General features: G+C 41.5%; 33 protein-coding genes and 1 pseudogene. 27 read left to right on the top strand and 7 right to left on the bottom strand.

Annotated elements, in window-relative coordinates; translation table 11 throughout:
- Window positions 1-20: 20 nt before the first annotated feature.
- A complete protein-coding gene (locus ACWIUE_RS06345; protein WP_454135870.1) occupies window positions 21-200 on the top strand; it encodes a hypothetical protein in 180 nt (59 codons plus the stop codon).
- Here the strand turns inward: ACWIUE_RS06345 and ACWIUE_RS06340 are convergent.
- Entirely contained in the window at window positions 141-548 is a 408-nt protein-coding gene (locus ACWIUE_RS06340; RefSeq protein ID WP_454135988.1) for a pyridoxamine 5'-phosphate oxidase family protein, read from the bottom strand. The two genes, ACWIUE_RS06345 and ACWIUE_RS06340, sit on opposite strands and share 60 nt — an antisense overlap.
- Before the next feature lie 102 nt (window positions 549-650).
- Between ACWIUE_RS06340 and ACWIUE_RS06335 the strand changes: the two genes are divergently transcribed.
- Entirely contained in the window at window positions 651-947 is a 297-nt protein-coding gene (locus ACWIUE_RS06335) for a hypothetical protein (protein ID WP_454135869.1), read from the top strand.
- Here ACWIUE_RS06335 and ACWIUE_RS06330 read toward each other — a convergent pair.
- Window positions 874-1284: a PepSY-like domain-containing protein gene (locus ACWIUE_RS06330; RefSeq protein ID WP_454135867.1), complete on the bottom strand. Its 411-nt coding sequence runs from the start codon at window positions 1282-1284 to the stop codon at window positions 874-876. The two genes, ACWIUE_RS06335 and ACWIUE_RS06330, sit on opposite strands and share 74 nt — an antisense overlap.
- 135 nt (window positions 1285-1419) lie before the next feature.
- Between ACWIUE_RS06330 and def the strand changes: the two are divergent.
- The 5 genes and pseudogenes from def to miaA all read left to right on the top strand — a co-directional run.
- A pseudogene (def, locus tag ACWIUE_RS06325) lies at window positions 1420-1926 on the top strand (peptide deformylase); the annotation flags it as partial.
- A 218-nt stretch (window positions 1927-2144) separates the two neighbouring features.
- Complete coding sequence (locus tag ACWIUE_RS06320; RefSeq protein ID WP_454135865.1) at window positions 2145-3662, top strand: YifB family Mg chelatase-like AAA ATPase; 1518 nt, start codon at window positions 2145-2147, stop codon at window positions 3660-3662.
- Window positions 3663-3673: 11 nt separating this feature from the next.
- Entirely contained in the window at window positions 3674-4126 is a 453-nt protein-coding gene (gene fliW / locus ACWIUE_RS06315; protein WP_454135863.1) for a flagellar assembly protein FliW, read from the top strand.
- Between the two features lie 11 nt (window positions 4127-4137).
- Complete coding sequence (locus tag ACWIUE_RS06310) at window positions 4138-4950, top strand: pyrroline-5-carboxylate reductase (RefSeq protein ID WP_454135861.1); 813 nt, start codon at window positions 4138-4140, stop codon at window positions 4948-4950.
- Window positions 4947-5855 (top strand): tRNA (adenosine(37)-N6)-dimethylallyltransferase MiaA, encoded by a 909-nt coding sequence (gene miaA, locus ACWIUE_RS06305; protein ID WP_454135859.1) that lies wholly within the window; start codon window positions 4947-4949, stop codon window positions 5853-5855. The genes ACWIUE_RS06310 and miaA overlap by 4 nt, the downstream gene beginning before the upstream one ends.
- 1 nt (window position 5856) lies before the next feature.
- Here the strand turns inward: miaA and ACWIUE_RS06300 are convergent, their stop codons facing one another.
- Window positions 5857-6030: a hypothetical protein gene (locus tag ACWIUE_RS06300; RefSeq protein WP_454135857.1), complete on the bottom strand. Its 174-nt coding sequence runs from the start codon at window positions 6028-6030 to the stop codon at window positions 5857-5859.
- A gap of 348 nt (window positions 6031-6378) precedes the next feature.
- Between ACWIUE_RS06300 and ACWIUE_RS06295 the strand changes: the two genes are divergently transcribed.
- From ACWIUE_RS06295 to ACWIUE_RS06265, 7 genes are all read left to right on the top strand, one after another.
- The gene (locus ACWIUE_RS06295) at window positions 6379-6948 is read left to right on the top strand and encodes a uracil-DNA glycosylase family protein (RefSeq protein ID WP_454135855.1); all 570 of its coding nucleotides are present in this window, start codon (window positions 6379-6381) and stop codon (window positions 6946-6948) included.
- Window positions 6949-6959: 11 nt separating this feature from the next.
- Window positions 6960-7820, top strand: coding sequence for a hypothetical protein (locus ACWIUE_RS06290; protein ID WP_454135853.1), 861 nt, complete (start codon window positions 6960-6962; stop codon window positions 7818-7820).
- Window positions 7821-7903: 83 nt separating this feature from the next.
- Window positions 7904-8401, top strand: a complete 498-nt coding sequence (locus tag ACWIUE_RS06285; RefSeq protein WP_454135852.1) for a hypothetical protein — start codon at window positions 7904-7906, stop codon at window positions 8399-8401.
- Between the two features lie 128 nt (window positions 8402-8529).
- Entirely contained in the window at window positions 8530-9996 is a 1467-nt protein-coding gene (gene gatB / locus ACWIUE_RS06280; protein WP_454135850.1) for an Asp-tRNA(Asn)/Glu-tRNA(Gln) amidotransferase subunit GatB, read from the top strand.
- The gene (locus ACWIUE_RS06275; protein WP_454135848.1) at window positions 9993-10646 is read left to right on the top strand and encodes a WlaTC/HtrL family glycosyltransferase; all 654 of its coding nucleotides are present in this window, start codon (window positions 9993-9995) and stop codon (window positions 10644-10646) included. Before gatB ends, ACWIUE_RS06275 begins: the two co-directional genes overlap by 4 nt.
- Window positions 10643-11053, top strand: coding sequence for a hypothetical protein (locus tag ACWIUE_RS06270; RefSeq protein ID WP_454135846.1), 411 nt, complete (start codon window positions 10643-10645; stop codon window positions 11051-11053). The genes ACWIUE_RS06275 and ACWIUE_RS06270 overlap by 4 nt, the downstream gene beginning before the upstream one ends.
- Window positions 11054-11182: 129 nt before the next feature.
- Window positions 11183-11404: a DUF6290 family protein gene (locus ACWIUE_RS06265; protein ID WP_454135844.1), complete on the top strand. Its 222-nt coding sequence runs from the start codon at window positions 11183-11185 to the stop codon at window positions 11402-11404.
- Window positions 11405-11466: 62 nt separating this feature from the next.
- Here ACWIUE_RS06265 and ACWIUE_RS06260 read toward each other — a convergent pair whose 3' ends face one another.
- Complete coding sequence (locus ACWIUE_RS06260) at window positions 11467-11718, bottom strand: hypothetical protein (protein ID WP_454135842.1); 252 nt, start codon at window positions 11716-11718, stop codon at window positions 11467-11469.
- 84 nt (window positions 11719-11802) lie between these two features.
- Between ACWIUE_RS06260 and ACWIUE_RS06255 the strand changes: the two genes are divergently transcribed.
- The 3 genes from ACWIUE_RS06255 (at window position 11803) to ACWIUE_RS06245 (ending at window position 13829) form a co-directional block, all read left to right on the top strand.
- A complete protein-coding gene (locus ACWIUE_RS06255; RefSeq protein WP_454135841.1) occupies window positions 11803-11952 on the top strand; it encodes a hypothetical protein in 150 nt (49 codons plus the stop codon).
- A gap of 249 nt (window positions 11953-12201) precedes the next feature.
- Complete coding sequence (locus ACWIUE_RS06250; protein WP_454135839.1) at window positions 12202-12933, top strand: LEM-3-like GIY-YIG domain-containing protein; 732 nt, start codon at window positions 12202-12204, stop codon at window positions 12931-12933.
- A complete protein-coding gene (locus ACWIUE_RS06245) occupies window positions 12930-13829 on the top strand; it encodes a hypothetical protein (RefSeq protein ID WP_454135837.1) in 900 nt (299 codons plus the stop codon). The genes ACWIUE_RS06250 and ACWIUE_RS06245 overlap by 4 nt, the downstream gene beginning before the upstream one ends.
- A gap of 153 nt (window positions 13830-13982) precedes the next feature.
- Here the strand turns inward: ACWIUE_RS06245 and ACWIUE_RS06240 are convergent, their stop codons facing one another.
- Complete coding sequence (locus ACWIUE_RS06240) at window positions 13983-14120, bottom strand: hypothetical protein (protein ID WP_454135836.1); 138 nt, start codon at window positions 14118-14120, stop codon at window positions 13983-13985.
- A 115-nt stretch (window positions 14121-14235) separates the two neighbouring features.
- On the opposite strand from ACWIUE_RS06240, the gene ACWIUE_RS06235 reads away from it, so the two are divergent.
- The 10 genes from ACWIUE_RS06235 to ACWIUE_RS06190 all read left to right on the top strand — a co-directional run bounded on the left by ACWIUE_RS06235 (window position 14236) and on the right by ACWIUE_RS06190 (window position 24957).
- Window positions 14236-15570 carry a sodium-dependent transporter gene (locus ACWIUE_RS06235; RefSeq protein ID WP_454135834.1) on the top strand — a complete coding sequence of 445 codons (1335 nt, stop codon included), beginning with the start codon at window positions 14236-14238 and terminating at the stop codon, window positions 15568-15570.
- 7 nt (window positions 15571-15577) lie between these two features.
- Complete coding sequence (locus ACWIUE_RS06230; protein ID WP_454135832.1) at window positions 15578-15748, top strand: hypothetical protein; 171 nt, start codon at window positions 15578-15580, stop codon at window positions 15746-15748.
- A 104-nt stretch (window positions 15749-15852) separates the two neighbouring features.
- Window positions 15853-19464 (top strand): DNA polymerase III subunit alpha, encoded by a 3612-nt coding sequence (gene dnaE / locus ACWIUE_RS06225; RefSeq protein WP_454135830.1) that lies wholly within the window; start codon window positions 15853-15855, stop codon window positions 19462-19464.
- Entirely contained in the window at window positions 19461-20363 is a 903-nt protein-coding gene (locus ACWIUE_RS06220) for a pseudouridine synthase (RefSeq protein ID WP_454135828.1), read from the top strand. The genes dnaE and ACWIUE_RS06220 overlap by 4 nt, the downstream gene beginning before the upstream one ends.
- On the top strand, window positions 20348-21889 hold the full coding sequence (thrC, locus tag ACWIUE_RS06215; protein WP_454135827.1) for a threonine synthase: 1542 nt from the start codon (window positions 20348-20350) through the stop codon (window positions 21887-21889). Before ACWIUE_RS06220 ends, thrC begins: the two co-directional genes overlap by 16 nt.
- Before the next feature lie 3 nt (window positions 21890-21892).
- Window positions 21893-22867, top strand: coding sequence for an NTP transferase domain-containing protein (locus tag ACWIUE_RS06210; RefSeq protein WP_454135825.1), 975 nt, complete (start codon window positions 21893-21895; stop codon window positions 22865-22867).
- Window positions 22868-23938 (top strand): flagellar biosynthesis protein FlhB, encoded by a 1071-nt coding sequence (gene flhB / locus ACWIUE_RS06205; protein ID WP_454135823.1) that lies wholly within the window; start codon window positions 22868-22870, stop codon window positions 23936-23938.
- 54 nt (window positions 23939-23992) lie between these two features.
- On the top strand, window positions 23993-24334 hold the full coding sequence (locus tag ACWIUE_RS06200; RefSeq protein WP_454135821.1) for a hypothetical protein: 342 nt from the start codon (window positions 23993-23995) through the stop codon (window positions 24332-24334).
- 76 nt (window positions 24335-24410) lie between these two features.
- The gene (locus ACWIUE_RS06195; RefSeq protein ID WP_454135820.1) at window positions 24411-24773 is read left to right on the top strand and encodes a hypothetical protein; all 363 of its coding nucleotides are present in this window, start codon (window positions 24411-24413) and stop codon (window positions 24771-24773) included.
- A gap of 58 nt (window positions 24774-24831) precedes the next feature.
- Window positions 24832-24957 carry a hypothetical protein gene (locus ACWIUE_RS06190; protein WP_454135818.1) on the top strand — a complete coding sequence of 42 codons (126 nt, stop codon included), beginning with the start codon at window positions 24832-24834 and terminating at the stop codon, window positions 24955-24957.
- 118 nt (window positions 24958-25075) lie between these two features.
- Here ACWIUE_RS06190 and flgG read toward each other — a convergent pair whose 3' ends face one another.
- Window positions 25076-25867, bottom strand: a complete 792-nt coding sequence (gene flgG, locus ACWIUE_RS06185) for a flagellar basal-body rod protein FlgG (RefSeq protein WP_454135817.1) — start codon at window positions 25865-25867, stop codon at window positions 25076-25078.
- 29 nt (window positions 25868-25896) lie between these two features.
- Window positions 25897-26736: a flagellar hook-basal body protein gene (locus ACWIUE_RS06180; protein WP_454135815.1), complete on the bottom strand. Its 840-nt coding sequence runs from the start codon at window positions 26734-26736 to the stop codon at window positions 25897-25899.
- Window positions 26737-26862 lie beyond the last annotated feature (126 nt).

Below are 26862 nucleotides of genomic sequence, written 5' to 3'. Positions count from 1 at the left end.
ATCTGCGCTAAATTTCGTCATTGCGAGATTTTGCGAAGCAAAATCGTGGCAATCCATTAGATTCTGCGATTCACACGAAAATTGCAGAATCTAAATCAAAATCGCCCCAAAATTGCAGAATCTACACAAAATCGCAGAATCTACCCCTTAAAATTTATCACTTCGCCATCTCTTTGCCATTGCGCGCTGATATTTTCTAAATAAAACACCGCAAAGTCCGCATTTTCCGCGCTTTTATATTTCTCTTTTACCGATGGATATTTTTCAAACATTGCATTTTTCGCGTCCAAATCATCGACTATTTTTGCCTCCCCACGAAGTCGCAAAAACGCCCCATCATCCGCGCACGAGCAGTATTCTACGCCGTTATGATTTTGAATGTGCTTGTATAAATTTTTACGCTTTGAAGTGCAAAAATAGATTTTGTTTTTATAAACAAGTGCGCTTTGCATCGGGCGAATGCGCGGATTTCCGCAAGTCCCCTTTGTCGCCAAAAATCCCGTGAAATTTTTATCAAAAAACGCCACGATATCGCTGATATTTGCCATTTTCATATTTGTCCTTTGTAAATTAAAATGAAGTGGATTATATAAAAATTTTGCGAGATTCTGCATTAGATTCTGCGAATTTGGTAAAATTCGCAGAATCTAATGCAGAATGTGAAATATTTTAGATTCGCAAAATATAAAATAATCGCAGAATCTAACGCAGAATGCGGAAGTATTTTAGATGAGAAATCGGGGTTGCGAAGCCACGAGCGAGGAAATAGGACTTTGCGTCAATGGTTGCTTCGCTTCGCTCGCAAATCCTACGGATTGACGAAGCGAGTTGCAAGTCTCCCCGATTTATCACTAAAAGACAAACGCATTTTACCTAATCATCATATTTCTGTCCCATCAAATTCCCATTCGCGTCAAAGTAGGCTTTTATGCGGTTTGCTAATTTGACTTCAAAGTTATTCCACTCTTTTTTTACTTTGATGATTTGCGCACCAGCAAAGGATTTTGCGATTCCTGCTGCCACAGGTGCGGGGAGCAAAGCGGGATTCACGCCCATATAGCTTTTGATTTCCTTCCATTCGCCATTTGTGAAAAACTCGATTTGGACGCCATTGCTTAGCATTGCCTCAAACTCATCGTAGTCCATTTTCACATACATTATGTTCGCGCCTTTGAAATTTTGGGTGATGAAACTTTGCGCATTTGGCGGTAAATTAGTCGCAGGGACTACCATATCCGCCAACGCCACGCCCAAAAATGCTACTAACAAAAACAACTTTTTCATTGTTTCTCCTTTTAAAATTTAAGATTTAGCTTAAAAAAGCGATGAAATTTTATGTGCTAAAAGTGAAATATTTGTGAAATTTTTAAATTTTATAGTAGAATCGCGCAATTTTTTTAAAGATTCGCAAGGATTTAAATGCTTTTAGAAATCGTAACTTACCCAGATTCGCGGTTGCGCCAAAAATCAAAGATTGTTGAAAATTTTGACGCGAATCTGCACGAAATTTTAGACAATATGTATGAGACGATGTTAGAAAAAGGTGGCGTGGGTTTGGCTGCGATTCAAGTAGGCATCGCCAAACGAATGCTTGTAATCAACCTGCCACGCGAGGATAAAGAGTTTCATAAAGATGATTTGCTTGAAATCATAAACCCAGAGATTTTGGAGGCAAAGGGCGAAATTTTATTTCAAGAGGGCTGTTTGAGTGTGCCAAACTTTTTTGAAATGGTGCAACGATTTAGCAATATTGTCTTAAAATATTGCGATAGATACGGCGTTGAGTGGATTTTAGAGGCGGAGGATTATTTGGCTGTTGCAATTCAGCACGAAATTGACCATTTAAATGGTGTGCTTTTTGTGGATAAGCTATCGATTTTGAAGCGCAAAAAGTTTGAAAAAGAATACAAAAGATTGCAAAAAGAGGGATTCCAAAGCGTTCATTTGCCCGAAATGAGCGAGGATTTCCGCGAATCTTATGAGTTAAAATTACTCCACAAACCGCCAAAGATTTACAAAGCAAAGGATTTTTATGAAAAAAAGGCAAAGATTCACGCCAAAAAAGGTGATTTAAAAAGCGATTCAAAGGGCGATTCGCACGAATCTAATCGCACCAAAAAGAGCGATTCAAAGGGCAAATCCTAATGGTAAAAAAGCTGCTTTGTGCCACAGCTTACGGCGTTGGCGCAAAGGTGATTCAAGTAGAAGCGACATTTTCGCGCGGACTGCCTAGCTTTGTGATTAGCGGTTTGGCTGGGAGCGCGATTCAAGAGGCAAAGCAACGAGTGCAAGGCGCGTTAGCACACAACAACTTTCAAACGCTAAATTTTAAAATCACCATAAATCTATCGCCATCGGATTTATCCAAAAATGGCAGTCATTTTGACTTGCCCATCGCCCTTTTAGTCGCACTCCAAAAGCAAGAAGTGGATTTAAAAAATTGGTTTGCCTTTGGCGAATTGGGATTAGATGGCTATATCAAAAACACAAATGCGATTTATCCGCTTTTGCTTGAAATATCCAAATCCTACCCAAAAAGCAATGTTTTACTCCCAAAAGAGGGCGAAAAACTCTACTCAAACATACCAAATCTAAATATTTATTATGCAAGTGATTTGATGGAGGCAATCGCAATCCTAAAAAATCCCACGAATAAAGCAAAACAATACGAATTTAGCTTTAAAAATGTCGAAATTAAGGGCGAAAAATATTATTATGATGAATCGTTTGCAATGGATTTTAGCGATGTCAAAGGGCAGATTGTCGCCAAAAGAGCCGCGCTAATCGCAGCTGCGGGATTTCACAATATCATCTTTGAAGGCAGCCCGGGCTGTGGCAAGTCAATGATAGCCAAACGAATGCGCTACATTTTGCCTCCCATTAGCTTTGCTGAAATGTGCGAGTGTGCTAGTATTAGCGCGTTAAATAATGCCGAAAACTCTTACACTGCGCTTCGCCCATTTCGCAATCCTCATCAAAGTAGCTCAAATGCCTCCATTTTAGGCTCTGTCATTCAAAATGACGCCAAACCGGGCGAGATTTCACTAGCGCATAATGGCATTTTGTTTTTTGATGAATTGCTAAATTTTCAAAAAACCGCATTAGAATCATTGCGCGAACCGCTAGAAAACGATGAATTAAGCATTTCGCGTGTGAATATTAAGGTAACTTATCCCGCCTCTGTGTTATTTATCGGCGCGATGAATCCCTGCCCGTGCGGGAATCTTTACAGCCTTACCAAAGAATGTCGTTGCAAGGATATGGAGATTCGCAAATATCGCAACAAATTAAGCGAACCACTGCGCGATAGGATTGATATTTTTATCAAAATGGACGAGAGCAAAAGCGAAGAACGCGTGAGTTCAGCGGAGCTTTTCGCACAAGTGCTAGTTGCGTTTAAAGCGCAGATTTCACGCGGACAGCGCAAGTTAAATGGCAAATTAGATGATAGCGAGATTGAGCGATTTTGCGCTTTAAAAAATGCGGAGGCAGAATTGCTAGATTTGGCTACGCAACGATATGGATTGAGTTATCGTGGGCGACAAAAGATTCTAAAAGTCGCGCGAACGATTGCCGATTTGGAAACGAAAGATTGTGAAAACGGCAAAGAGATTAAAAAAGAGCATTTATTGGAAGCATTAAGCTATCGAATCATAAATTAAGAGGACGCGCAATGGAAACAAGAGAATTTATCGTAAAATCGCCCATTTTAGGCTTTGAAGAAGTTACCAAAATGAAGCTTACAAAAATCGATGATATTTTTTTGAAATTAAGCAACGCCGATGCGCCAACGCCCTGCTTTACGCTCGTAAATCCATTTGCGCTTTGGGATAAATATAGCTTTGAGATTCCTAGTGCTATTCAAGTTTTGCTTGACTTACAAGAGGGCAAAACGCAAGATATTCTCATCGCAAATATTATGGTGGTTTATAAGGAAATCACCGATTCGACAATCAATTTTATCGCGCCTATCGTATTTAACTTTGATAATAAAACAATGGCGCAAGTGGTGTTGGACGCGCCAAAATATCCGCATTATAGCATTGCTGAGCCAATAGCGACATTTTTAAAAAGAGATAATTCGGGCGAATCTAGTGGCGATTCAAGCGCGAATCGCACAAAATAAAAGGCAAATCAATGCAAAAAATCTCAATCATCGGCTATGGCAAAATGGCAAAGGCAATCGCGTGTGGGCTAAATGGTAGATTCGCATTTGAAATCATCGGGCGCAATGCCCAAAAATTGGAGCGATTTATCCGCGAAAACGCCTTGCAAAATGCCAAAATTACGCCTTGCGCCGAATCAAGTGCGATTGACATTGCAAATAAGCGCGTGATTTTGGCAATCAAACCTTATGCGCTAGATTCGTTCCGCTATACAGGCAAGGCACACGCGATTTATAGCATAATGGCTGGGATTAGCATAGAGCGACTGCAAAAATGCGCGGAGGCTGGGATTTTTGTGCGCGTAATGCCAAATGTCGCTTCGCTTGTGGCAATGGGCGTAAGCGTGATTTATGCCAAATCGTGCGAATCTAGTGGCGAATCCGCCGAATCCAAAAGCAAAAATTTAGAGCAGATTCAAAGCGAATGCGAATCCATTTTTGCCCCGCTTGGCAAGTGCATTTTTGTGGATAAAGAGAGATATATCAATCCATCGGGCGCGATTTCTGGCAGTGGGACGGCGTATTTGGGATTAGTCGCGGAGGCAATGATTGATGCCGGAGTGCGCGAAGGGTTGAGTTTGGAGGTTAGCAAAGAATTAACGCGTGGGCTTTTTAGCGGATTTAGCGCACTTTTTATGAAGCAAGAGGCGCAGAGGATTCGCACTGATACCACAAGCCCCGCTGGGACCACAGCTGAGGCGTTAGCGATTTTGGAAAATAGGGGCGTTCGTAGCGCATTTATGGACGCAATTCACGCTGCAAACAAAAAAGCAAATAGCATTTGACAAAAAAATTTCACGCAATCCCCGCAATAATAGGCACTACGGCAAGTGGCAAAAGCGCGTTAGCCATTCGCCTAGCGCGAAAATTTGACTTAAAAATCTTTTCGCTAGATTCACTTAGCATTTATAAAGGCATAGACATTGCCTCCGCAAAGCCCAGCGTAGCGGAATTGCGCGAGATTTGCCACTATGGCATAAATGTGCTAAATCCAAGCGAAAAATGCAACGCGGGGATTTTTTTAAAGCTATTGTGCGAAGTTTTGGAGCGCGAAAATCCCCAAAAATTGCTAATCGTAGGCGGTAGTAGCTTTTATCTAAAAAGCATAATCGATGGCTTGTCAATCGCACCAAAGGTAAGCGAAATCGCAGAGCGATTCATCGCAAAAATGTCGCAAAATAGGGCGAAATCTTACGCACTTTTGCGCGAAATCGACAGAGATTTTGCTGATAAAATTAGCCCAAATGATAGATTTAGAATCGCAAAAGGTTTGCAGATTTATTTTGCTACGCGCCAAGCTCCAAGCGCGTTTTTTGCGCAAAATCCGCGCCAAAAACTACCTTGTGAGATAAAAATCTTTGAGCTAATAAAGGCGCGTGAAATTTTGAGAGATGACATACAAACGCGCACAGAGCGAATGTTTCGCGCGGGATTAGTAAGCGAAGTGCGAAGTTTGCGCGACAATTTCTCACATTCACAGGCACTAAAAGCAATCGGTATCAAAGAAATTTTGCCATTTTTAGATGGCAAAATCACGCAAGATGAAGCAAAATGCGCGATTATCAAAAATACTTTGGCTTTGGCAAAGCGACAGCGGACATTTAATCGCACACAATTTGGCAAAATCCCGCATTTAGACGAATCCACACTCGAATCAACGCTGATAAAGCAATATGAATCGTTAGGATAAATCAAATCATTGTGAAGGCGAATCGCAGAATCTCGCACGAAAATCGCAGAATCTCGCAATGACTGCGTGGGGCGTTTTTAGATTCTGCGTTTTTTGCGATTCGCGTGAATCTAATATTTTTTCGCAGAATCTCACAGCATTTTTCTTTAAGTTTATTTTTTATAAAATTTCGCATTTTTTTAAAAGGGCAAGATTTGAGCGCATTTAGCAAGACATTTGGCAAGATATTTAGCGAACTTCACAAAGCACTCATTGCAAGGCATTTTAGGCAAATCCCCCCCCCCCGTTTTTAACTACACACTTAATTAGATTCTGCGAATCTTCGCGCAATTTCATCTTTTCACTACCACGATTTTTATTCTTGCGATTTTCTCCGCAAATTACGCAATTTCTTTGCATTTTTCTAAAAGGCGTGAAAATAAATATTTAGATTTTTGCGCAAAGATTCTGCGTAGATTCTGCGCTTTTATTCGCAGAATCTATGATTTTTAGCAAGCAAAAATTTAACAAAAAAGGATAAAAAATGAATACAAAAGCACAAAAGCACCCATTTGCGCCTGTGTTTGAGAGCGATTCAAAGGTGCTGATTTTGGGCTCATTTCCGCCCAAAAGCTCGATAGAAGCGGGATTTTATTATGGTGATTTAAAAAATCGATTTTGGGATATTTTGGGTGCGTTGTTTGGCGATAGCGATTTAAAGAGCAAGTCAAAAGATGACAAAATCGCGTTTTTGAAGTCGAATCGTATCGCGCTTTGGGATATTTGGGGATATTGCTACAAAAATCCGCAAGATAGCGCGAGTGATGATAGCATTATCGCTAGTGAGAGCAGATTCGTGGATTTAAGCGAGATTTTACGCACCGCAAAAATCCAAAAGATTTTTACGACAATCGGTGGTAGCGAAACCTACGCAAAAGACAAAGAACACCCATTTAACAAATGGGGCGTTAGAGAGTGGATTGGTGGCTATTTTGAAAATATCGATGAGATACTTTGTCCGCTGTGCTCTACTTCGGGGGAGACTAGGCGTTCAGCCGATGATTTGATAAAGAAATACGGCTACAAGCAAATCAAAGAAATTTTAGAAAAATAAGGGGGAGAAAAATGAGCGAAAATGTAAAAAACGAAAATGTCAAAGTAGTCGTGGCGAATCTAAAATCCCCCGTGATAGGCTTTGTCCTAACAATCTTTTTGGGCGGATTTGGGATTGATAGGTTTTACAAAGGCGGGATTATTAGCATTTTGCTTGGGATTATCAAGCTTTTTGGGATAATCGGGGCGTTAGTGGTGTTTTTTGCCGTTGGTGTGGAGGCGGGGATTGTGTATGCTATTTTATATGGCATTGTTTATTTTTTGGATTGGTTTTTAGTGCCACTTGGCATTGTGCTTGACAATAGGGCAAAGCTCAAAACCGCACAAGACGGACAAAAGCGATTTTTAGGTAAATCGGATTTGATTGGATTTGCGATTGTTTTGCTATTGCCCTTATCGGCAATCATCGTGCCTAGATTTGTAGCAACAAGAGGCGATGCGCAGGTGGCGGTAGCTAGAAGCGATATGGCAAGTGCGCAAAAGGCGATTGTGGCAAAAATATTCGCAGATAACATCAATCCAAAAGTTGCAAAGCCAACCGACCCAAATATGGCGTGGGGCAAAGGCAAAAGATTAAAAGGCGGCTGGGGCGAGTGGATTATAAGCGTCGCGGGACTTGATAGCAATAGATGGTATTACGAAAATAACGGCGTTTATCCCATTTATAAAGACGGCGCAAAGGACAAGCTATGTTTTAATGAAAGCAAACTGCCATTGCTTTGGATAAACACGCGCACGGGGAGTTTGCACTTTAATCCTAGTAAATTGGGCGATGGCGAATTTTGCCAAAAACTGCGCGAGAGTTATGTGAGCGATAAAGGCAACGGCGATAGGATTATCCCGCTAGAATCGACTGGCACAATCAAATTTTGATGATTCGCAACGCGATTCGCCTTTGATTTGTGTAGATTTATGTTACAATTTCGCCTTTGAAATTTTGCATTTTTGAAGGACAAATGATTTTGGCGCAAAAAAATAAACATTATGATTTATTGCTAATCAGCGTGGATTCGCCCATAATGCTTGGCATTTATGAGGACAAAATGCTAACGCGCTCTTTTGCAAAAGAGGGCAAATTTAGCGACACTCTGCCAAAACTTTTTGGCGAGATTTTGCGCGATATAGGCGAAGATTTTGATATTTATTATGCAAATGGACCGGGCAATTTTAGTGCGCTCAAACTCACGCATATTTTTTTGCAAAGCCTAATCATCGCGCGAAATAGTGTGAATCAAAATCGCAAAATACGCCTTTTTTGCGCAGATTCGTTTCATTTTAGCGATAGTGAGTTTATAAACGCTTATGGCAAAATCCACTTTTTTAAGGAAAATGGCGAGATTCGCACCGCCACGCTTGAATCCAAACGCCAAAATGCCTTTACGCTCCCCAAAAGGCTAGATTCAAGCATTTTTAGCGACAAATGCGAACCGCTCTACATTCTACCTGCTGTATAAATTTGTGATTTTTGGCGCAAAACCTGCTATAATCGCGCTATTTTTTTGAGGCAGAATCTAAACAAAATCGCAGAATCTAACGCAGATTCTGCGCTATAATTTCGCTATTTTTTTGATAAGGAAAATCAATGGAATTTGAAACGATTATCGGGCTAGAAGTCCATGTCCAGCTAAATACCAAAACCAAAATCTTTTGTAGTTGTGCGACAAGCTTTGGGGATACGCCAAATAAAAATGTCTGCCCCACTTGCCTTGCACTGCCCGGGGCACTGCCCGTGCTAAACCGCGAGGCGGTGAAAAAGGCGATTCAATTTGGCACGGCGATAAATGCGGTTATTAACCAAAACTCGATTTTTGCGCGAAAAAATTATTTTTACCCCGACTTGCCAAAGGCGTATCAAATCAGCCAATATGAGATTCCAATCGTGGGGCGGGGAGAAATTGAGATTGAGCTAGATTCTGAATCTGATGGCGCAATGCGTAAAATTATCGGTGTAACTCGCGCACATTTAGAAGAAGACGCGGGCAAAAATATCCACGAAAGCACCTACTCAAAAGTCGATTTAAACCGCGCCTGCACGCCATTGCTAGAAATCGTAAGCGAGCCTGATATGCGCAGTAGCGATGAAGCGGTGGCATATTTAAAGAAACTCCATTCAATCGTGCGATTTTTAGGCATTAGCGATGCGAATATGCAGGAGGGGAGCTTCCGCTGTGATGCCAATGTCTCAATCCGTCCGCGTGGAGATTCTAACCTCTATACGCGTGTGGAGATTAAGAATCTAAACTCATTTAGATTTATCCAAAAAGCGATTGAATACGAGGTGCAAAGGCAAAGAGAGGCGTGGGAAGATGGCAAGTATGAAAGCGAAGTGGTGCAAGAAACGCGCCTATTTGACACGCAAAAGGGGCAGACGCGCTCTATGCGTGGCAAGGAGGAAGCGGCGGATTATCGCTATTTCCCAGACCCTGATTTGCTCCCCGTGTTTATCGATGAAAATCTAATGCGCGAAGGACAGCAAATCGCTGAAATGCCCGATGAGAAGCGCACGCGATATATCAATGACTTTGGATTGAAGCCAAAAGATGCGCAAATGCTGACAAATGAGCTAGAACTTGCGCAATACTTTGAATCTATGATAAAAAATGGTGCAAGTGGCAAGGGTGCGTTTGTGTGGCTTGGCAATGAGCTTTTGGGGCGATTAAAGGGGGAGAATACTCTGCAAACTTGCGGGGTGGATTCTGCTACTTTGGCAAATCTGGTAAAAAGCGTAGAATCTAACGCCATAAGTGGCAAAAGTGGCAAGCAGATTTTGGATTTGCTCGTAGAAAAACGGGGCGTAGATGAGAGTGGCAAAAAGCTAGAAGTAGATAGCCTTATACAATCGCTAGGGCTAGCGCAAGTAAATGACGATGGCGCGATTTTGGGCGCGATTGAATCCGTGCTAAGCGCAAATGCCGATAAGGTCGCGGAGTATAAAAGTGGCAAGGATAAACTTTTTGGCTTTTTTGTAGGGCAGGTGATGAAAAACGCCAAAGGCGCAAATCCCGCAAGGGTAAATGAGCTATTAAAAGAAAAATTGGGGGCAAAATGAACGCAAAAATGACAATAATCACGGCATATTACCAATTAGACTTGGCAAAAACTAGCGCGCAATCTTACAAAGCAAAGCGCACAACGGCGGATTATTTGGCATTTTTTGGCTTTTGGGCGGGGGTCAAAAATGACATTGTGATTTACACGGATTTGGATATTGAAGATGAGATTTATGCGATGAGAAGTGCGCGAAATGGGGGTAAAACGCAAATTATCAAAAAGTCGCTTTTGGATTTTGCGATTGATGATTATGAGGCGATTAAGGGCACATTTGCGAGATTTAATCAAACGCAGGGGCGATTTGACCCCACGCACCCGCCACATACGAGCGCGGATTATGATTATTTGATGTATTGCAAGTCGTTTTTTGTGTGCGATTTTGTGCGAAATCACGCAGAATCTAGGGACGGCGTATTTCTTTGGTTGGACTTTGGATATAACTTTAATGGATTTTATTTTACAGATTCTACGCAGTTTGACTTTGAACTCGCGCCAGATTCTGCGATTTGTGCGACTTTGGCGGAGGATAAAATCCATCTTTTCTCGCTTGGTGCGATTGATTCACATACAATGCCACATATTTTAACGCACGGCACGGAGCATTTTCTAATCGGCAATGTTATGGGGGGGGGGGGAATGCGTGGTTGAAGTTTAACTCCCGCCTAAAAGAAGCACTCCGCGCGTTTGTGAGCTTTCAAATAATGGATGATGACCAAAAGCTGTATTTGTGGGTGGCGAGAAACTATCCAAAAGAATGCGCGATTTATGCGGTGGATGGATGGTTTGGCGCGCTATTTTATTTTATCCCGCCATATTTGCGAAAGGCGATTAAGACAAAAACGCCTTCGATTTTTCAATGCGAAGTGCTAAATGTGGCGGATTTGGCGGGTGAAGTTTATGCGCCAAAGTTTTTAGAATCGCCCAAAATCGCAGAATCTCCGCAAAATATCTCATATTCGCAGAATCTGCGAGAGAATTTTAGGGCGATTAAAGCGAATGCAAAAGAACTGCGAAGGGCATTCAAGCGATTTATAAAGGCGATTTTTGGGCGATAGATTCTGCGAAATTTGGTATTTTTTACGGCAGATTTTGCGAAATTAGTCATTGCGAGATTCTGCGAAAATCACACGAAATTCGCAAGAATCTAATGCTATAATTCGCATATTTTTTTAAGGGGGCGTAAAATGAGCGTAGTTATAGATTTGCCAAATGATGCGGAGGAAACGCTCGCACTCATCGCAAAAGAGCGCAATCTCTCGCGCGAAAATCTCATCAAAGAGATGATTTTGGATTATTTAGATGATTTGGAGGACGCTAGGCGCGGCGAGATAGCGTATAAAGAGTATTTGGAGAGCGGCGAGAATAGCGTGTCGTGGCAAGATTTTAAAAAAGAGATTAACTTATGAAACTTGAACTGCACGAAAAAGCGCAAAAGCAGTTTAAAAAGCTCGATAGCGTCTTGATAATTTTATGCCTTGAAATCACGCATAGAAGCAAGGCGTATTGAGATTTTGCGCTTTTGCGTGAAGCGTAGAAACTTATTTAACTTGTCATTCTCGCGCGAGTGAGCGAAAAATCTCTTTTGTTTTTTTTTGGATTGCCACGATTTGCATCCGCAAATCTCGCAATGACAAAATAAAGGCAGATTTTGCAAATTCGCAGAATCTACCACGAACTTCGTCATTACGAGAGAATGAGCGAATGCGAATTCTCGTGGCAATCCAATTCGCCGAATCTCGCATAGCAATTTTTATTTAAGTTTATTTTTTATAAAATTTCGCATTTTTTTAAAAAAGGGCAGAGTTTGAGCGCATTTAGCAAGGCATTTAGCAAAATATTTGATAAACTTCACAAAGCATTTGGCGAAATATTTATCAAATATCTAGCAAAAGATTCAATCAAAGATTCAGCGCATTTTAGGCATTTTAGGCAAATCCCCCCCCCCCGTTTTTAACTACACACTTAATTAGATTCTACGAATCTTCGCGCAATTTCATCTTTTTACTTCTACGATTTTCACCACCACGATTTTTATTATTGCGATTTTCTCCGCAAATTACCCAATTTCTTTGCATTTTTCTAAAAGGCGTGAAAATAAATATTTAGATTTTCACGCAAGATTCTGCGCCTTTTAAGGTGGCGGTTAGGCAAGATTCGCCCCAAAATCAAAAGGGGCAAAAAATTTAATTTTAAGGAGCAAAAAATGACAATCGATAGATTCAGCAATGAAGTGTGCGAGAAATTAGGGCACTATGTCTATGGGCTTATTGACCCGCGCAATGGGCGATATTTTTACATAGGCAAGGGGCAAGGCAATCGAATCTTTCAGCATATAAAAGAAGCGCAAAATATGGGCGAAAATGCCGAAAAAGATAAGCACAAAATCATCAATCAAATCAAACAAGAAAATTTAGAGGTAATGCACCTTATTTTGCGACACGGATTAAGCGCGAAAGAAGCCGAAGTTGTAGAAGCGACTTTGATTGATTTTTATGGTTTAGAGTTTTTGACAAACGAGCAAAGTGGCGCAGATAGCGATGATTATGGTATTGCTAGGGCTGAAACCTTGCAAAAAGTGTATTCTTGCGAGGAATTTAGCGATTGCGACAAACCGCCTTTTATTATGATTAAAATCAAGCAAAGATTTTTAGATGAGCGCGGAAGCTATTATGAAACCTGTCGCTATGCGTGGAAAATCTCGCCAGAAAAAGCCAAAGATAGATTCGTGCTATGCGTGATGGATGGCATAGTCAAAGAAGTCTTTGAAGTGGAAAAGTGGCAAGAATCAAACCTAAAAGGACGCTATGAATTTAACGGCGAAGTCGCAAGGCAAGAGATTCGCGAACTTTTTATAAACAAGCGAATCCCCGAGCATTACCGCACAAAAGGTATGGCAAATCCTGTGTTGTATTCTAAAAATGGAGGTGAAAAATGAGAAGGTTAGGATTTAGCATTATAGTGGCTATAATATTTGGATTAGTATTTAATGGCTGTGCTTTATTTATGGATGAATATGCGCAACAAAAAGAAAATTCTTGCATTGGTTTTGAGAGAGTAGATAAGGCATTTATAAGGACTAATGGTTACTTATGGGATAACTTCAACAAAAGGTCTTTTTCGTCTTTAGATGACAAAGATTTAACAGCAACTTATAAGGCGGCAACACAAAAAGATTATTACTTTGGGAGCGTATATATAATTGACTATAAAAAAGGTCAATTAAGAAGTGGCGATCTTTGGAAAATTTATTGCCCTAAAATAAAATTGTTAGAAAAAGTTTCTAGTGAAACCAAATCTTTCGCGGTAAATGGCGGAGGAAAAGATGACTTTAATGTAAAAATTACAAAAGAAGTGCATAATGCACAACAAGTAAAAAATGGCGAAATAATCAAGCAAGATATACAAATACCCATATATAAAATAGAAAAAATATTTGCTGTTAAACATAACGGTTTCATATACAAAGCCGATTCACCACAAGTAAAAAAGCTAGAAAATGATTATAAAAAATTAGAACAAACATTTAGAGATGATTTACCTTGCTTTAAACTTAATCGCAAGAGATATTGCGATGGTGATATTGTAGGCGGAAACATGATGTTAAGGGTTTTTGAAAAAGGGTATGGGCAAGTAGGATGGAGACTATATCATATGATAGGAACAAGTCCTGTAACAGAAGCGGGCTATGTAGGCAGGGAACGCTTTGAAATGAAACCGCCAGAAGTTATTGGCAACAAGGATTTAATGGAACATAAAGTATCATTGCCTGACACTTTAAAACTGAAAGATGTAAAAACTTTTGAAGAGCTGATAAGTAAAGGTGAGTGGTAGGGTTTTATTAAACTATCATTGCGTAAATCTACGATTTAGATTCGCGTGGTTTGGATACTTCGCTACGCTAACGCTTCGCTCAGTATGACGGCGTTTTTATTTTTGTGGATTGCTTCGGCGATTCGTTGAATCGCCTCGCAATGACGGGATTTTTTACCCACCCCCCCCCCTTAATCCCCCTCCGCACGGGAGGGGGGGGGGATTTTTTGTTAGATTCTGCGTTTTGCCAAATTTCGCAGAATCTCTAACGCAAAAAATGCCAAAATCGCAGAATCTACCACACAAAATCACCCAAATTTCGCAGAATCTACACGCAGAATCTATAATTTTTCATCCACTTAACGCAAACTTAAAATATTTTACAATAAAATTTCGCTCTTTTTTATCAAAAATTGCAAGGCGAATTATGAATAATTTCAGCAAAATCGGGTTTATTTTGGCGACTTTGGGGAGCTCCATTGGGCTTGGACATATTTGGCGGTTTCCGTATATGGCGGGAGAATACGGCGGCGGCGCGTTTGTGGTGCTGTATGTCGCGCTAACCATTGCCATCGGCGTGCCAATCCTTGTGGCAAAGATGATTATCGGCAACAAAACGCAGAAAAACGCCGTAGCCGCGTTTAGGGAGCTTGATAAAACCACGCGCGGACATTGGAATAAGGCGGGACTGATGATTGTAGGCGGTCCTATCATTTTGACATTTTATGCTGTGGTGCTTGGGTGGGTGTTTTACTATCTTTTTGTGGGTAGTTTTTCTCTGCCACAGGACGCAAAGGCGAGTGGAGAAATGTTTAGCAATTTTGTCGGGCATAATTTTATGGCGTCTTTGATTTCGTTTGCATTTTGCATATTTTTCACGGGATTTATCGTCTCAAAGGGCGTAAAAGATGGTTTGGAGAAGTATAATTTGGTGCTTATGCCCTTGCTTTTTATCATCTTTATCGGGCTGTTTTTTTACGCGATGAGTATGGATAAATTTGTAGATTCTGCGAAGTTTTTATTTGAGTTTGAGTTTAGTAAGATTACGCCAAGCGTGGTGATTATCGCGCTCTCGCAAGTCTTTTTCTCGCTGTCTTTGGGCGTAGGGACGATTATCACTTATAGCTCATCCGCCAAAAAGGGCGAAAACTTGCTAACAAGTGCCATTTGGATTGCGCTATCTGGCATTGTGGTGTCAATCATCGCGGGGCTAGTGATTTTTACATTTTTATTTGAGAATAATCAGCCCGCAAGCTCGGGTCCGGGTATGCTTTTCATCAGTCTGCCGATTGTCTTTGGCGATATGAGCTATGGGTGGATAATCTCTGCGCTGTTCTTTTTGGCGGTGCTTTTTGCGGGTATCACTTCGACAATCAGCATTTTAGAGCCGCCTGTGGCATATCTCTCAAACACCTACAAAATCTCGCGCACAAAGGCGTCTTATGCTTTGTGTGTGATGATATTTTTGGTAGGGGTTTTGGTGATTTTATCGATGAGTGAAGGGACGAAGGCGTATCTTACATTCTTTGGCAAGAACTTTTTTGATTGGATGGACTTTATCACAGCGGCAATTATAATGCCACTAGGCGCGCTCTCTGCGCTGATTTTCATTACGTATTTTGTTCGAAAAGAGATTGTGTATAAATTTGCGCGTGGGTTTATGAGCCGAAAGCTATTTAATGTGTGGTATGTGATTGTGAAATATGTCGCGCCGATAGTAATCGTAGCGGTGTTGATATGGAAATTTATCGATAGCTTTTAGGGGCAATTTGTTCTGGGGTATGCAATTCACACGAAGTTTGCCCCATTGCGTCGTCAATGAACCACTAGTTCTATTTCCTAGCAACGGGGCAAACTTCGTGCAAAGCCACACCGCCATTACTTCGATTGAGATTCTGCGAATGCAGAATCTAATACAAAAAACGCAGAATCTGCGCTAGATTCTGCGTTTTTTATTTGTTTCGCAGAATCTCGCATAAAATTCGCAGAATCTAATAATGATTTTGCTAAAATTCGCAGAATCTAAAATCAAAAAGGACACATTATGAGCAATTTTTCAGGCAATTTCACGCATTTGCACTTGCATACCGAATATTCTTTGCTTGATGGCGCAAATCAAATCAAAAAACTCGCAAAACAACTCAAATCTTTTGGTATGGATTCGGTTGCGATTACCGACCACGGCGTCCTTCACGGCGCGATTGACTTTTATACCACAATGCTAAAAGAGGGCATAAAGCCCATAATCGGCATTGAAACCTATATCCACAACGGCGAATCGCTTGACACCAAAGACCCGCAATCCCCCGCATTTCACTTGTGCCTTTTTGCCAAAAACGAAGTGGGCTACAAAAATCTAATGTATTTAAGCTCGATGGCGTGTTTAAAGGGCTTTTATCGCAAACCGCGAATCAACAAAGCGATTTTAAGGCAGCGTTGTGAGGGGCTTATTTGCTCATCGGCGTGTTTGCAAGGCGAAGTGAATTACCACCTAAACACAATCGGGCGCAAAAATACAGGCGCAAAAGGCTATGACTACGCAAAGCAAGTCGCGTTAGAATACAAAGACATTTTTGGCGATGATTTTTACATAGAGATTATGCGGCACGGCATTGCAGAGCAGAAATTTATCGATGAGCAAGTGATAAAATTATCGCGTGAATGCGACATTAAACTCATCGCTACAAATGATGCGCACTACACGCAAAAAGAACACGCATTTAGCCAAGAAATCCTAATGTGTATCTCCACAGGCAAAAAGCTCCAAGATTCAAACCGCTTGAAGCACTCTGTGAATGAATTTTATGTGAAATCCCAAGCAGAGATGCGAAAAATCTTTGCAGACATACCCGAAGTCCTAGAAAATACGCAAGAAATCGCAGATAAATGCAATCTCATCATTGACTTAAAAAGCATTGAGCTTAAAAATGACAAAGGCGAAGTGATTATCCCATACTCCGCGCCCACGCCACCTAGCTTTAAATTTACAAGCGAATACGCCAAAAATGATGGGTTAGATTTTAGCGATGATGAGCCATATTTTCGCTACAAATGCCTAAAAGGGCTTGAATCGCGCCTAAAAACTATCGATGAATCTATGCACGAAACCTACAAAAAACGGCTAGAATATGAAATGCAAGTCATTGCAACAATGAAATTTTGCGGATATATGCTTATTGTGTGGGATTTTGTGAGAGAAGCAAAGGCGCGAAAGATTCCTGTCGGTCCCGGGCGTGGTAGTGCGGCAGGGAGTTTGGTGGCGTTTTGTTTAGAGATAACCGACATTGACCCATTGAAGCACGATTTGCTTTTTGAGCGATTTTTGAACCCTGAGCGCGTGAGTATGCCTGATATTGATATGGACTTTTGCCAAAGTAGGCGGGGCGAAATCATCGAATATGTCGAGCAAAAATATGGCAAATACAATGTCGCGCACGTGGTTACCTTTAACTCAATGTCGGCAAAGTCTGTGATTCGCGATGTGGCGCGGGTTTTTGATGTGGAGTATAAAAAGGCGGACGAATTTGCAAAGCTAATCCCAAATGAGCTGAAGATTCACCTAAATGACGCCTTTGAAAAAGAGCCAAAAATCGCAAATGCGATAAATGGCGATGAAGTTTTGCGAAAAGTGTGGGATATGAGTCTAAATTTGGAGTCCCAAAAGCGCAACACAAGCACACACGCCGCAGCGATTGTCATTGATAGCGAAAATGAGCTTTGGGACAAAATCCCGCTTTGCCTAATCAACAACGAAGTCGTTACGCAGTATTCGATGGATTATTTAGAGAAGGTGAATCTCATAAAATTTGACTTTTTGGGGCTAAAAACGCTGACGGTGATTCAAAACGCGCTTGAAATTATCCCACAAAAAATTGACTTTAACAATGTAAATTTAAACGACAAAAAAGTCTATGATGAGATTCAAGCGGGAAATACGCTAGGAATGTTTCAAATTGAATCAAATGGTATGCGCTCAGCCGCTAGGATTCTGCGTCCTAGCACTTTTGAGGATATTTTGGCGATGATTGCGCTCTATCGTCCTGGACCGATGGGGACGATTGATGAGTTTAGCGCACGAAAGCACGGGACGCAAAAGATTGAATACATTTTCGATGAGCTAAAACCCATTTTAGAAAAAACCTATGGCGCGATAATTTATCAAGAGCAAATTATGCAAATAGTCCAAGTCATCGGCGGATTTTCACTTGGTGAGGCGGATTTGATACGCCGTGCGATGGGGAAAAAGGACGCCAAAATTATGCAGGATAATAAAGAGAAATTTCTAAATGGCGCAGAATCTAAGGGCTTTGCACGGCAAAAATGCGAATCTCTTTGGGAGCTAATCGTAAAATTCGCCGAATATGGATTTAACAAATCTCACTCCGCAGCCTATGCCTTTGTCACCTTTCAAACGGCGTATTTAAAGACTTACTACCGCTATGAATTTATGGCAGCACTTTTGACAAGCGAGAAAAACAAGCCCGATAATATCAACAAATATATCGAAGAGTGCCGAAATATGGGGATTGAAGTGCTCCCACCGCACATAAATTATTCAAATAAAGATTTTAGCGTGGTTGAAATCGATGGGACAAAAAAAATCATTTATGGATTTAGCGCGATTAAGGGCATTGGCGAAAAGCCTATCGAAAATATTTTGGAGGCACGGGCGAAAAATGGCGGTAAATTCAATAATTTAGAAGAATTTTTAAGCAAAATGGATAGCAAAGTCATAAATAAACGAGTGCTTGAATCTCTCGCAAAATCCGGCTCTTTGGGTAATTTGGGCTACAATACGCGCACGATTATCGAAAATTTGGATTTACTCGCTGATAAAGTGCGCGAAAATTCAAGCTATGATACTTCAAACGCGCTATTTGTGGAGGAAACGCCAAGTATTTCGCTTGATATTAAGGCGGTGGATGAGTTTAGCAAAGCGGAGCTTTTGGACTTTGAATACGATATGATAGGCATTTTTATGAGTGGCAACCCGATGGAGGATTACAAGGACAAAATCAAAAAAATTAAAGGCGTGGTGCTTGGGTATCAAATACAGGATTTGCAAGACCGCTCACGGGCGTTTATCGTGGGCGTGATTAAGGATATAAAGTTTCGCATAAGCAAAAAGGGGACGCGATTTGCCGAAGTGCTGATAGTTGATAGCGTGGGAAATGTGCAAATTAGCGTGTTTGAAAAGGACTTGCCCGTGATTGAAAACGCCGCGCAGGGAGTGCCGCTGTGCTTTTTGTGCCAAGCAGGGGAGGATAGCAGGGATAAAAGCATTTCACTGCGACTAAGCGGTGTTTTGAGCTTTGAAGAGGCGCAAAAGCGAAAGATTATCCCTGAGTTTAAAAAAGACGCAGAATCTAGCGCAGAATCAAACGCGCAAAACGCAGAATCTAGCGTAGATTCTGCGAATTTGGCAGATTCTGCGATAAATGCAAATGCCTTAAATGATAGTTGCCTAAACTTTACTTTTGCCTTGCCCTGCGATATTTCGTATGCGAAGCTAAAAGAGATTCAAAATCTTGCGCTAAATAATGTCGGCGATGAAGTGCTGATTTTTATGGTAAAGGACGGCGCACACACGCACAAAATCACCACTGCGCTAAAAATAAATGATAATTTTAAAAGCAAAGTGAAAGAAATCGCGTGAGAATAAATCAATTTTTATCGCACAACACGAAGTTTTCACGCAGAGAAGCGGATATTTTGGTGCAAAGTGGCAGGGTAAAAATAGGGCGCAAAGTCGCGGTTTTGAGCGACAAAGTAGGCGAAAATGACAAAGTTTTCATCGATTCGCGCCAAATTAAGCCACAAAATCAATACACCATAATCGCCTACAACAAGCCAAAGGGCGAACTTGTAAGTCGCAAAGATGATAGAGGGCGCAAAGTGATTTTTGATTCGCTTGAAACTCGCTTCAAGCATTTTACGCCTGTGGGGAGGTTGGACTTTGCGAGTAGTGGGCTTTTGATTTTAAGTGATAGCGTGAAAATCGCCACCGCGCTTACAAAAAGCGATTTGGTGCGAATCTACAATGTCAAAGTGAGTGGCAAAATCACAGATAGTGTGTTAGCAAAGATTTTGGATTCGGCGCAAAATGGTTTGAGTTTGGCGGACGCAAGGGCTGGAGGGCATAAAAATAGCAAAATTGTGGGAATGGATTTTGCGCCATTTGCGTTTTTTGAGATTGTGCGGACAAGTGGCGGATATACGAAAATCAAAGTCGGCATAAATGAGGGGCAAAATAGGGAATTGCGCCGATTTTTCGCGCACTTTGGGTTGGAAGTGGTGGATTTAGAGCGCGTGAGTTTTGGCTTTATCCACTTAAATGCCTTGCCTTGTGGTAAAAGTCGCTTTTTAAATAAAAAAGAATATAAAAAAGTGCGCGAGTTTTTAAAGGAAAATAGCACAGATTCGTCATTGCGAGGCAGTTTGAGTGAAGCGAAAACAACGAAGCAATCCACGCCCACTTCGTCATTGCGAGATTCGCAACGCGAATCAAAGCAATCCAAACAAAACACACGGAGGCAAAAATGCAAAAAATGTTAGTAGAAACACGCGGAAATGATGGGATTAGAGACAAAAAGAGCGACTTTTTTAGCGCGACTCTTAACCCAGAGGCGAGTTTTGGCGGATTATGGACTTTACCAAATGAGCCAAAATTGCTCCCAAAAATCGACTTAAGCGCCATTAAAAGTCTAAATTATAACGAGCTAATTTCTTATATTTTTGAGCGAATCGGCATTGATTGTCGCAAAATTAGCCTTGAATCTTACAAGAATTTTGACAATCCAAACTTGCCTTTAAGCTACACTAAAATCGAGAAAAATATATTTTTACAAAACCTTTTCACAGGACCAACGCGCGCATTTAAAGATATGGCAATGCAACCTTTTGGTGCGCTTCTTTGCGATTTATCAAAAGCACAAAATAAAAGATATTTGATTTTAACAGCAACAAGTGGCGACACGGGACCAGCGACTTTGGAGGCAATCAAAAATAAACCAAATATCTTTGGAATCTGTATGTTCCCAAAAGATGGCACAAGCGCGGTGCAACGGCTTCAAATGACTACAAATGACGCCAAAAATATCGCCGTTTTGGAGGTTGATGGTAACTTTGATGACACGCAAAACGCGCTAAAATCCTTGCTAAACGACAGCGATTTTCGCACATTTTTGAGTGCAAAAAACTTGCATTTAAGCGCGAGTAATTCTGTGAATTTCGGGCGCATCGCTTTTCAAATCATCTATCACATTCACAGCTATATTTTCTTGTGTGATTTGGGGGAGATTGCGGATGGTGAGAGCTTTGATATTGTCGTGCCTAGCGGGAATTTTGGCAATGCTTTGGGTGTGTTTTATGCCAAACTTATGGGCGTCCCTATTGCTAAAATCATCATCGCCACAAACGCCAACGATGTGCTTAAATCGCTCATCACACGCGGGATTTATGACATTTCAAATCGCACACTGATTAAGACAAACTCCCCTGCGATGGACATTTTGAAAAGCTCAAATGTCGAGCGAGTGCTTTTTGCGCTATTTGGGGCGAATCGGACAAAAGATTTGATGAGCGATTTAGAAACCAAAAAATGCTACAAATTAAGCGATAATGAACTCTCAAAAATACAAGAAATTTTTGACGCATTTAGCTTTGATGATGAAGTGGTGCTAGAAATCATCGCACATTATGCAAAGCAAAATATTATCATCGACCCACATACGGCAAATGCGATTTTAGGCGCAAAAAAGGTAGATTCAAGCCGAAAAATTATCGTTTGCTCTACGGCAGAATGGTGCAAATTCGTGCCGACAATCAAAAACGCGCTAGATTCGGCAAATCTAATGAATCTAAATGCCGAATCATCCCCCATTTGTCATTCTGAGCGAAGCGAAGAATCTAAAAAATCCGAAAAAGACGCAATGCTAAAAATTAGCCAAAAATTCAACCTAAAAATTCACAAAAATATAAGAAATTTATTTGACAAAGATGAAGTAAATTGCATTTCGGTTAGCAAAAGTGAAATCAAAAATGCTATCATTTCATCGTGTAATAAATTTTTGGAGATTTGATAAATGCTGAAAAATATTGATACTTGCGTGATTTTATGCGGTGGAGCAAGCAAACGCATAAAAACTAAAAACGCAGAATCTAAAATCTTTTTGCCATTTGGCGGGGCGAATTTAGTCGCATTTCAATTTAAAAAAATGAAAGAAATTTTCCCCAAAGTATTTATTTCGTGCAAGGAAAATCAAAGGGAAAATATTAAAAAATCTTTGGCGGATTTGGCGGGAGATTCTGCGAAAAATGTGGATTCTGCGAATTTTATTTCAAAAAACGCCATAGATTCTGCGAATCTCAAAATCACAGAATCTAGCACGAAAATCGCAGAATCTACCGCAAATCTCGCAGATTCTGCGAATTCGCAGAATCTAAATGATATTTTTATTGTGGAAAATGGCGATATTTTCGCGCCGATTTTTGGCATTTATAATGCGCTAAATCATCTTTTTGGCGCAGAATCCACCGCAGAATCTAGCACGAAATTCGCAGAATCCACCGCAAAAATTTTAGATTCTGCGAATCTTGATTTTACCCACCCCCTAGCCCCCTCCGCAAGGGAGGGGGAACAAAGGGCGAAAACCTCCGCAAGGGAGGGGGAACAAAACGCAAACCCCGTAGATTCTGCAAAATTCGCAGAATCTGCCACAAAATCAACCATTTCGCAGAATCTAATCGCAGAATCCAAAAAAGCATTTTTCATAAGCTGCGATTCCCCGCTCATTAGGGCAAAAACCATCGATATTTTATGCAAAAACTCAAAGGATTATGAGATTACTTGCGCTAGAGATTCTTTGAATGTGCATTATTTGGTGGGTGTGTGGAGTGCGTCACTAGCGCAGATTCTGCGCCAAATGATTGAAAAAGGCGACTTTAAATTGCAAAATATTCCTACCCACATAAAGTCGATTTTTTTCGACAGGGCGGAGTTTTTGAATATCAACACAGCTAGCGATTACAAAGTCGCGCTAAAAGCGTTAGGCGCGTAAATGGCGCAGGGCGAAGAGCGCACCGAGCTACCTAGTGAGCACAAGCTCCAAAAGGCGCGCGAGGAAGGCAATGTCAAAAAGTCCCAAGAAGTCGTGGGATTTTTGGCACTGCTTTTTGGATTTGGCGCGATTTTTGCCCTGCTTCCCTACCTTGCGGGGCGCGTGCGAAATTTATTTATTTTGGTGATGGATTTTAATTTAGAGGATTTTGATAGTGGCGGGATGGCAAATCTCGCGCTTAGCGTGATTGGCGAGAGTTTGCTAATCGTTGCGCCGATATTTTTGGCGTTGATTTTAGTCGGCATTGGCGGGAATATTTTGCAGTTTGGATTTTTAGTCACCATCAAAACCATCATTCCAAAATTTTCAAAAATAAATATGATAAATGGACTAAAAAATCTCTTTTCGGCGAAAAAACTGCTCGATGGTGCGCTCATCACGCTAAAAGTCGGCATCGCGCTGTGTCTTGGATTTTTCATTTTTGCGACATTTTTGAGGGAGTTAGAGGGCGTTGCGTTTCTAAATATTTTTAAGCAACTTTTGTGGTTGAAAGATAAGGCGTTAATCCTCGCATCCGCGCTTCTCGTGCTGTTTTTCTTTATGGCGGTTGTGGATTATTTTGTAAAGCGAAGGCAATATATAAATTCGCTAAAAATGACAAAGCAAGAAGTCAAAGATGAGTTCAAACAACTGCAAGGAAACCCGCAAATCCGCGCCCGCGTGCGCCAAATGATGCGTAAGATGGCATCATCAAAAATGCTTTCAAGCGTCAAAAAGGCAAAGGTTGTCATCACAAATCCCACGCATTATGCTGTGGCGATTTATTTGGATGTGAAAGAGGGCATACCTCCGCAGGTGGTGGCAAAGGGGACGGATTTGCTCGCCGTGCGGATAAAAGAGATTGCAAGGGAGAATAATATCCCCATTCGCGAGAATAAGGAACTTGCGCGCGAGCTGTATCGCCTCGTGGAAGTGGATGAATTTATCCCGCGAGAGCTTATGATGGCACTCATCCGCGTGCTTCAAACGATTGAAGGATTTAATGAGGATATGAGGCGATATGCGAGGTAGATTCTGCGTTTTTCGTGCGAATCGCAGAATCTTATTTGAAATTCGCAGAATCTCGTGCGAAATTCGCAGAATCTCGCACGAAAATCGCAGAATCTACCCCACTTCGTCATTGCGAGAAAATGCGTAGCATTTTCGTGGCAATCCAAATTTATTTCATTCGCAGAATCTAAATCTACCCACCCCCCTAACCCCCTCCGCAAGGGAGGGGGAATAAATCGCAGAATCTGCCCTCACTTCGTCATTGCGAGGCACGAAGTGCCGAAGCAATCCAAGATTCTGCGAACGCAGAATCTAGTAAAAATAATCCGTGCGTTAGCACAACCGAATCTCGCCCGCTTCGTGGTGCAAAAAATCGGATTCAAGGTTGCAGTAGTGCAACCGCCGATTTTTTGCTAGAAGCGGATTAAGCGAGGCACTCCCCCTAAAAGCGAAAAGCGGCAGCTTTTGGCGCGTAGGGGGAGCGGGGCGGGGGGTGCAGCCCTTTTGCGAGAAAGAAAGCGAATTTAATCTAAAAAACGGCGTAGATTCTGCGATTCACGCGAAAAACGCAGAATCTGACATAAAATCGCAGAATCTAAATAGAGATTCTTCGCTCACTTTGTTCGCTCATAATGACAAGACAATGGATTGCCACGATTTTGCTTCGCAAAATCTCGCAATGACGGACAACAATGCCCGATTCGTCATTGCGAGGCAGTTTGAGCGAAGCGAAAACAACGAAGCAATCCAAAATTTTGCGAAAAAATCTAGCGAATTAAAGGGACAAAATGGCGAAAATCTCGCAGATTCTGCGATTCAAATAAAAATCGCAGAATCTAAAAAACCCACCCCCTAGCCCCCTCCGCAAGGGAGGGGGGATTTTTGAGAATTTTCTCTGCAAGGTATGGGGATTTTTGGATTGCCACGATTTTGCTAACGCAAAATCTCACAATGACGGACAACAACGCACCACTTCGTCATTGCGAGGCAGTTTGAGCGAAGCGAAAACAACGAAGCAATCCATAAATTTTGCGAATTAAAGGGACAAAACGGCGAAAATCTCACAGATTCTGCGAATTATATTAGATTCTGCGAAATTTTCGCACGAGATTCTGCGGAGTGTTAAGGCATTTTTTATTTAAGATTCTGCGTTAAAATCTATACTCTTTTTAGCGTATTCACCGTTTGCAACATTGAGTCGGCGGTTTGAATGGATTTTGAATTTGCCTCATACGCCCTTTGTCCTGTGATTAAGTCCGTCATTTCCTCTACTAACTTCACATTACTCATCTCAATAAACCCTTGCCGAAGTGCGCCAAATCCTTCCATTCCCGGGACGCCATTTATCGGCTCACCCGAAGCATTTGTGTTTAGGTAGAGATTGTCGCCTAGCGAATGAAGCCCCGCTGGGTTTATGAAAACGGTCGTTTCAATTTGCCCAAGCGTATTTATCTGCGTAGAGTTCGCCTGCACCACGCTTACAATGCCGTCCGTGCCGATATTTATGTGTGTCGAATCTTCGGGGATTGTGATATTTGGCACAAGGCGATAACCCTCGCTATTTACGATATTGCCCTCGTTATCAAGCTTAAAACTCCCATCGCGCGTGTAGGCAATCGTCCCATCGGGCAACTCGATTTGAAAAAATCCGCGCCCTGTGATTGCGATGTCTAAATTATTTTCTGTCTCTTTTGGGTTGCCTTGTGAGAAATGCTTTGCGATGGCGACATTTCGCACACCAAGCCCCATCTCAATGCCTGTGGGCGAAATCGTAGTCTCACTTGTCGAAGTCCCCGCGTATTGCATCGTTTGGTAAAACAAATCCGCAAACTCCGCACGCTGCTTTTTGTAGCCGATGGTATTGACATTTGCGATATTGTTTGAAGTGGTATCCACTTGCGTTTGCATTCCTATCATACCCGTAGTCGCCGTGTATAATGCTCGAATCATATTATCCTCCCTTTATTTATGCTCCAAAATTATGCTCTGTGTTGCGCTAGTTTGTTTATCGCCTCTGGCGCAAGGTCATCTTGATAAGTTTTCATCACCTTGCTATAAATATCCACAAGGCGGTTTGTGGTGATAAGCGCAGTCATCTCTACCACAGGATTTATGTTGCTTTTTTCGATAAATCCACTTGCAATGACATTGTCATCGTTGATATTCACGCGCTCATCTATGCGCTCATCTGGCAATTCGTAGAGATTGTCGCCGATTTTTTTCAAATATTTTGGATTCACAAAGCTCACAATCGCAACCGCACCGATAGGCTCGGCAACGCCCACGCTGTCATTTGTGATACTTCGCACGAAAATATCGCCATTTGGATTTACCTCAACATTGCTAACCGCCAAATCAATGGTGATTGTGCCACGCTCATCAATGCCCTCGCGTGAAAGCACGGGGAATCCGCGCTTGGTTACAAGAACGCCGTTATTATCTAGCGTGAAAGCCCCATCTCGCGTATATTTCACGCCATTTGGGGTTTGAATTGCAAAAAATGCGTCCTTATTTTTGAGTGCCAAATCTAGCGGATTGTCCGTCTTCTCAAAACTCCCCACGCTCATATCGCTGTATTCCTCCACAACACCGGGCACACGATTTATCGTGCGATTTAAGAATTTGGACGCCTCACGTGTGTGATTATGCAAGGGCAACTCGTGCTTAAACTCTTGGTAAAGGCGCAAAAAGTCGCCGATTACGACATCATCGCGCTTGTAGGCATTCGTATTTGCGTTTGCAAGGTTGTTTGAAATGGTATCAAGGCGGTTAAATTGCGCTATCATACCGCCTGTTGCACCGTAAAATCCATTTAGCATTTATCAAATCCTATAAAAAAATGTGAAAAAAATATGAAAAAATTTGTAGTTTTTAAGCAAGATTCGTGCCATTCGCGCGATTTGTGCTAAAAGTGCGTGAATTGCTTTGCGCGAAACTAGATTCAC

Source organism: Helicobacter sp. 23-1045 (assembly GCF_053654655.1).
Note: the sequence above shows the minus strand (reverse complement) of the source record. Positions and strands in the feature narration are given on the sequence as shown.